The following is a 6,861-nucleotide window of genomic DNA, read 5'->3' as shown; positions in this document are numbered from 1 at the left end:
GCCGATCCCGGTGCGGCACGCGGGGCCACGGTGCTGGCGGGGCACGTCGACTGGGGCGGGCGGACGGGACCGTTCGCCGCGCTGTGGGATCTCGGCCGGGGCACGCGGGTGACCGTGGTCGACGACGGGGCCACCCGCCGGGCGTACCGGGTGGTGGAGACACTGACCCTGCACAAGGACGACCTCGCCGCGCACGCGAAACGTCTGTTCGGCGGCGACCGGCCGCACCGGCTGGTCCTGGTGACCTGCGGCGGCGACGTCTCCGGCGGCGACGGCTACACGGACAACCGGATCGTGGTGGCCGAACCGGCGGACGGCGGCTGACCGGACCGGTGCCTGGTCGCGTCCGCCCGTGCTCTCCGCGTCCGCCCGTGCTCTCCGAGTCCTCCCGTGCTCACCCGCGTCCGCCCGACCCGCTCCGCCCGGTCGGTGTCTCCGGCCCTCCCCACCGGCGCGGGCACCGTCACGCGGGATACGCTGGGAAGCCGCAAGACACCGTCGACCATGCCACATGCCCCGGAGCGTTCTGTGCCCGCCAACACCATCGAGACCGTCGTCAACCTGTGCAAGCGTCGTGGCTTCGTCTTCCCGTCGGGGGAGATCTACGGCGGTACCCGGTCGGCGTGGGACTACGGACCGCTCGGCGTCGAGCTGAAGGACAACCTCAAGCGCCAGTGGTGGAAGGCGATGGTGCAGAGCCGCGAGGACGTGGTCGGCATCGACTCGTCGGTCATCCTGCCGCGTCAGGTGTGGATCGCCTCCGGCCACGTCGGCGCCTTCCACGACCCGCTTGTGGAGTGCCTGTCCTGCCACCGGCGCTTCCGCTCCGACCAGCTCGCCGAGGACTACGCCGAACGCACCGGCACCGAGGTCTCCGAGGACGACCTGTCCGACGTGCCGTGCCCGAACTGCGGCGTCCGCGGCCAGTACACCGAGCCGCGTGAGTTCAACATGATGCTCAAGACCCACCTCGGGCCGGTCGAGTCCGAGGAGGGGCTGCACTACCTGCGGCCGGAGACCGCGCAGGGCATCTTCGTCAACTTCCTCAACGTGCAGACGACCGCGCGCAAGAAGCCGCCGTTCGGCATCGGGCAGATCGGCAAGTCGTTCCGCAACGAGATCACGCCGGGCAACTTCATCTTCCGCACGCGCGAGTTCGAGCAGATGGAGATGGAGTACTTCGTCGAGCCGGGTGACGACGAGTCCTGGCACCAGTACTGGATCGACCAGCGCACCGAGTGGTACGTCGACCTCGGGATCCGGCGGGAGAACCTGCGCCACTACGAGCACCCGAAGGAGAAGCTCTCGCACTACTCGAAGCGCACGGTCGACATCGAGTACAAGTTCGAGTTCTCCGCGGGGCAGGAGTGGGGCGAGCTGGAGGGCATCGCCAACCGCACCGACTTCGACCTGACCACCCACTCCAACCACTCGGGTGTGGACCTGTCCTACTTCGAGCAGGCGACGAACCAGCGCTACCGGCCGTTCGTCATCGAGCCCGCGGCCGGGGTGGGGCGCCCGCTGATGGCGTTCCTGCTCGACGCCTACACCGAGGACGAGGTGCCCAACGCCAAGGGCGGGGTGGACAAGCGCTCGGTGCTCAAGCTGGACCCGCGACTCGCGCCGTACAAGGTGGCCGTGCTGCCGCTGTCGCGCAACGGTGACCTCATTCCCAAGGCCCGGGACATCGCCGCCACCCTGCGCAAGCACTGGAACACCGATTACGACGACGCCCAGTCGATCGGCAAGCGCTACCGCAGACAGGAGGAGATCGGGACGCCGTTCTGCGTCACCGTCGACTTCGACACCCTCGACGACCAGGCCGTCACCGTCCGGGAGCGGGACACGATGGCGCAGGAGCGCGTCGCCATCGACAAGCTGGAGTCCTACCTGGCGGCACGGCTGATCGGCTGCTGAGTGCACAGGTACGCGCTTCGGTGGGCCGGTCGGGCGGTACTGGGCGTCGTCCTCGTGGGACTGCTGGTGGTCGGCGGGACGGCGTTCCGCGTGTGGCAGGTGGCCAGGGCCGACGAGCGGCCTGCCGCCGACGCCATCGTGGTGCTGGGCGCGGCCCAGTACCACGGGAAGCCGTCGTCGATCTTCCAGGCCCGGCTGGAGAAGGCACGGGCCCTGCATGCCGCGGGCGTCGCGGAGGTGATCATCACGTCCGGGGGCCGGGGGGTCGGCGACACCTTCACCGAGGCCGGGGCCGGGGCCGACTGGCTCGCGGCACGCGGGGTGCCCGGGGAAGATCTGGTCCCGGTCGAACAGGGCCGGGACACCCTGCGCTCGCTGCGCGCGGTGGCCGATGAGGCCCGCGCCCGGGGATGGTCGGACGTGGTGATCGTGAGTGATCCGTGGCACTCGCTGCGGGCCCGGATCATGGCCGAGGACATCGGGCTGCGTGCGGCCACCTCGCCGACGCACAGCGGCCCCGTGGTGCAGACCCGCGAGACCCAGGTCCGCTACATCCTCCGGGAGACCGCCGCACTGCTCTACTACCGACTGTCGAAACAGCCCGCCGACCAGGCCGACGGGTTGGGTGTGCAGTGAGAACGCAGCACTTTGTCCTGTGGAATAACACGATCCAGTGGCACCTCGGTCCCATCAGATGGGACGCGGTTGGGAGAGACGGTCCGGGTCGTTAACGTCGTTCCGACGACCTCCCGGTCCGGGGCACCCACCGGAGTCCGGGACTCGTGACCGCCGAACTTCGTGAGGAGAGAGAGCCGATGACCGACGGATGGTCGTTCGAGACCAAACAGATCCACGCGGGCGCCGAACCCGACCCCACGACCGGGGCACGCGCCACGCCGATCTATCAGACGACCTCCTACGTCTTCCGGGACACCCAGCACGGGGCGGATCTGTTCAACCTGGCCGAGCCCGGCAACATCTACACCCGGATCATGAACCCGACCCAGGACGTGCTGGAACAGCGGGTGGCCTCGCTGGAGGGCGGTGTCGCGGCGCTGGCGTTCGCGTCCGGCTCGGCCGCGACCACCACCGCGATCCTCAACATCGCCGGTGCGGGGGACCACATGGTGGCCAGCCCCGCACTCTACGGCGGCACCTTCAACCTGTTCCGGTACACGCTGCCCAAGTTGGGCATCGAGGTGACCTTCGTCGACGATCAGGACGACCTCGACGCCTGGCGCGCCGCGGCCCGGCCGAACACGAAGGTGTTCTTCGGCGAGACCCTGGCGAACCCGGGCAGCAACGTCCTGGACATCCGGGGCCTGGCCGACGTGGCCCACGACGTCGGCGTCCCGCTGATGGTGGACAACACGATCCCGACGCCGTACCTGCTGCGCCCGATCGAGCACGGCGCCGACATCGTCGTGCACTCGGCCACGAAGTACCTCGGCGGGCACGGCACCACCGTGGCCGGTCTGCTGGTCGACGGTGGCACGTTCGACTTCGGCGCCGACCCCGCGCGGTTCCCCGGCTTCAACGAGCCCGACCCCAGCTACAACGGCCTCAAGTTCTGGGAGGCCCTCGGGCCGGGCGCGTACGCGGCCAAGGCGCGGGTGCAGCTGCTGCGGGACACCGGCGCGGCCATCTCACCGTTCAACGCCTTCCTCATCCTGCAGGGCATCGAGACGCTCTCGCTGCGGATGGACAAGCACGTCGGCAACGCGCAGGCGCTGGCCGAGTGGCTGGAGCAGCGCGACGAGGTGGAGAAGGTCTACTACGCCGGGCTGCCGTCCAACCCGCAGCACGCGGCGGCGCGCCGGTACCTGCCGAACGGCACCGGCGCGGTGGTCTCGTTCGACCTGCGTGGCGGGGTCGACGCGGGCCGGGCCTTCGTCGACGGCACCGAGCTGCACAGCCAGCTGGTGAACATCGGCGACGTGCGCAGCCTCATCGTGCACCCGGCCAGCACCACGCACAGCCAGCTCTCCCCGGAGGAACAGCGCGCCAGTGGCGTGACCCCGGGCCTGGTGCGCCTGGCCGTGGGCATCGAAGGGGTCGAGGACCTCAAGGCCGACCTCGAAGCCGGATTCCGGGCCGCGAAGGCGGCCCAGTGAGCGATCCCGGCAGTACGGATCTCCCGCCGGCCACCGGAGCGTGGCGGGCGGGAGATCCTGTCGGGCGCAGGCGGTGGCTGCGGCTTCCGGCACCGCTGCGCGTCGAGTCGGGCGCGGAGATCGGCGAGGTCGACCTCGCCTACGAGACCTGGGGGACGCTCAACGCCGACCGGTCGAACGCCGTGCTGGTGGAGCACGCGCTGACCGGCGACAGCCACGCCGCGGGTCCGGAGGAGCCCGGACATCCCAGCGCGGGCTGGTGGGACGGACTGATCGGCCCCGGCCGGGCGCTGGACACCGACGAGCTGTTCGTGGTGGTCCCGAACGTGCTCGGGGGGTGTCAGGGCTCGACCGGCCCCGCCTCGCCCGCGCCGGACGGCCGGTACTGGGGAAGCCGGTTCCCGCGCATCACCATCCGCGACCAGGTCGCCGCGGAGATCGTGCTGGCCGACGCGCTGGGCGTCGAGCGGTGGGCCGCCGTGCTCGGTGGCTCGATGGGTGGGATGCGGGCCCTGGAGTGGGCCGTGACCGAGCCGGACCGGGTGCGGACCCTGATGCTGCTGGCGAGTCCGGCCGCGTCGTCGGCCGACCAGATCGCGTGGGCCTCCCCGCAGATCCGGGCCATCGTGTCCGACGCGCAGTGGCACGGGGGCGACTACCACGCCCTCGGCCCCGGCGAGGGCCCGCACCGCGGGCTCGACGTCGCCCGCCGGATCGCCCACGTGACCTACCGCAGCGAGCCGGAACTGACCCGCCGCTTCGGCCGCGCGCCGCAGGACGGGGAGGACCCGGCCGCGGGTGGCCGCTACGCCGTGGAGTCCTATCTCGACCACCAGGCCGACAAGCTGATCCGCCGGTTCGACGCGGCCAGCTACGTGCTGCTGACCCGGTCGATGAACGACCACGACGTCGGCCGCGACCGGGGCGGTGCCGGTGCCGCCCTGGCGCGGGTGCGGGCCCGGACGATCGCCGTCGGGGTGGACAGCGACCGGCTGTACCCGCCGTGGCAGGCGCGGGAACTGGCCGAGGGCATCCCGGACGCCCGGTACGCGGAGATCTCCTCGCCCTACGGGCACGACTCGTTCCTCGTGGAGACCGACCAGGTCGCCGCCCTGATCAAGGAACTGCTGGACTGACCTTGCCCCGATCGATCCGCCGGAGGAGTCACCATAGGTGCTGAGATGGCATCGTGCGACCGCGCGCCGACGCGAACGTGACGACCTCGCCCGGCTCATCGCGGCTGCGGAGGCCGAACACGGTTTGGTCAGTGCGCGGGAAGTGCAGGAGAAGCGGGATTTGCTTCGGCGCGCGCAGCGACGCGGACCGACGCGATCGGTCGAACCCGTCCGATCACCGGAGGATGGTGCCGGTCACTGAGACGACCGACCGGACGAGTCACGCACCCGGCATACCCGGAGCGGTGGATCGGGCGGTGTCGTGCTCGCCCGTGCGGGTTACCCCGGGGACATGTCCGATCTGACCGAGTTCGTGCTCGCCCGTCTGGACGACGACGAGCGACGCTACGCCGAGGGGGTCCTCCCGGCGCTGGACGAGGCCGAACGGCGCGGCCGGCTCCGGCTCCTGCCCACCGACGACGGCAGCGGGCTCCTGCTGTTGCCCGGACCGGTCGAGGCCCAGGAGGAACGGGTCCCGGTGCCGTTCCCCGAGAAGGTCGCCCACCTGCGGCGGGAGATCGGGGAGCACGGGGACGAGGAGACGGCACGGCTGATCGCCTCGGTGTACGCGGCACACCCGGACTGGCGCGGCGAGTGGCAGGCCGCGAGCCCCGGCGGGTGAGCCGCGACCCGACGTACGTCACGTACTTGACGTACGCGCGTGGCGCCGGATACTGGATTCGATCGAGGGAGGCAATGCAGTGTCCGGTGTCCACTACGACAGCTACACCGATGCCCGAGCGCATCTGAAGGATCTTCTCGACGCCGCGGAGAGTGGGCGGGTTGCCACGATCAGGCGAGACGCGTCGAGTGTGGCCGTCGTCGATGTCGGCCGTCTCCGGGACTTCCTCGTTTCGATCGTCCCCTCCCACGCCCAGGTCGTCGCCGAAGGGGGAGGGTGGTCGGTGTTCATTCCCGGACTCCCGGTCGCGGCTGACGGCACCTCGTTCGACGACGCGATCACCGAGATGATCGACGCGTTGCGCGAGTACGCCGAGGACTGGCATTCCGAGCTCCTCAACGCCGAGAATCACCGGGACAACTGGGGATTCGTGCAGTTGATCAGCTTGAGTGATGACGAGCAGCTGCGTCAGTGGCTCGTAGGTGGCGCCGCGTGAGCCGGTCGCCGGGTACCCGTGCCGAGCACGAGAAGTTCTGCCGGGTCGAGGGATGGCGCAGAGTCCGGAACGCACGCGGGCGGACGGGTTCGCACCGCGTCACCTATGAATTGGCGCTGTCGGATACCCGCGTTCTCCGCACGCGGATCTCACATCCTGTCGACCGCAGCACGTACGGGCCACGGTTGTGGCAGCACATACTGCGGGATCAAGTCGAGGTCGACGAGGACGGCTTCTGGCGGTGTGTCCGGGAGGGCGTTCCTCCGGAACGGGGATTGCCCGCCCAGCCCGAGGAGGCGCTGCCCGCGGATCTGATGTACCTGCTCGTGCATCGGGTCGGGCTCCGTGAGTCGGAGATCGCCGCGATGAGCAAGGACGAGGCGATCGAGGCGCTCCGGCGGTACTGGTCGGGGGAGTGACGCGGTGGCGCGCGTCGGGCCGGGCACCGTCGTCCGGCGGTCGTAGGCTGGCCTGCGATGGGCTACCGCGCGCACGACACCGAACGCCGCCACGACGAGCCGCCGAAGCGGGCCCGAC

8 protein-coding genes are annotated in these 6,861 nt (G+C 70.6%); all 8 read left to right on the top strand.

Annotated elements, in window-relative coordinates; translation table 11 throughout:
- Positions 1-324: class F sortase (locus SACHA_RS0113265; RefSeq protein ID WP_019810545.1), on the top strand; the 324-nt coding region annotated here is incomplete at its 5' end.
- Positions 325-528: 204 nt separating this feature from the next.
- A complete protein-coding gene (locus SACHA_RS0113260) occupies positions 529-1,917 on the top strand; it encodes a glycine--tRNA ligase (protein WP_019810542.1) in 1,389 nt (462 codons plus the stop codon).
- Complete coding sequence (locus SACHA_RS0113255; RefSeq protein ID WP_019810540.1) at positions 1,918-2,553, top strand: YdcF family protein; 636 nt, start codon at positions 1,918-1,920, stop codon at positions 2,551-2,553. It begins immediately after the preceding gene.
- Positions 2,554-2,699: 146 nt separating this feature from the next.
- The gene (locus SACHA_RS0113250; protein WP_269634182.1) at positions 2,700-4,031 is read left to right on the top strand and encodes a bifunctional o-acetylhomoserine/o-acetylserine sulfhydrylase; all 1,332 of its coding nucleotides are present in this window, start codon (positions 2,700-2,702) and stop codon (positions 4,029-4,031) included.
- On the top strand, positions 4,028-5,167 hold the full coding sequence (metX, locus tag SACHA_RS0113245) for a homoserine O-acetyltransferase MetX (RefSeq protein WP_019810536.1): 1,140 nt from the start codon (positions 4,028-4,030) through the stop codon (positions 5,165-5,167). Before SACHA_RS0113250 ends, metX begins: the two co-directional genes overlap by 4 nt.
- A gap of 331 nt (positions 5,168-5,498) precedes the next feature.
- A complete protein-coding gene (locus SACHA_RS0113240; RefSeq protein ID WP_028663156.1) occupies positions 5,499-5,828 on the top strand; it encodes a DUF6221 family protein in 330 nt (109 codons plus the stop codon).
- A 79-nt stretch (positions 5,829-5,907) separates the two neighbouring features.
- On the top strand, positions 5,908-6,324 hold the full coding sequence (locus tag SACHA_RS0113235) for a prevent-host-death protein (RefSeq protein WP_019810532.1): 417 nt from the start codon (positions 5,908-5,910) through the stop codon (positions 6,322-6,324).
- A 185-nt stretch (positions 6,325-6,509) separates the two neighbouring features.
- Positions 6,510-6,743, top strand: coding sequence for a hypothetical protein (locus SACHA_RS26175; protein WP_232211876.1), 234 nt, complete (start codon positions 6,510-6,512; stop codon positions 6,741-6,743).
- Positions 6,744-6,861 lie beyond the last annotated feature (118 nt).

Origin of the sequence: Saccharomonospora halophila 8 (genome assembly GCF_000383775.1) — a bacterium.
Lineage (GTDB): Bacteria > Actinomycetota > Actinomycetes > Mycobacteriales > Pseudonocardiaceae > Saccharomonospora > Saccharomonospora halophila.
This window is presented reverse-complemented; position numbering and strand designations above follow the sequence as displayed.

What these genes read in the sequence shown, in the direction of transcription:
- SACHA_RS0113240 (WP_028663156.1), top strand. Translation starts at nt 5,499, where the DNA reads ATGTCCGATCTGACCGAGTTCGTGCTCGCCCGTCTGGACGACGACGAG.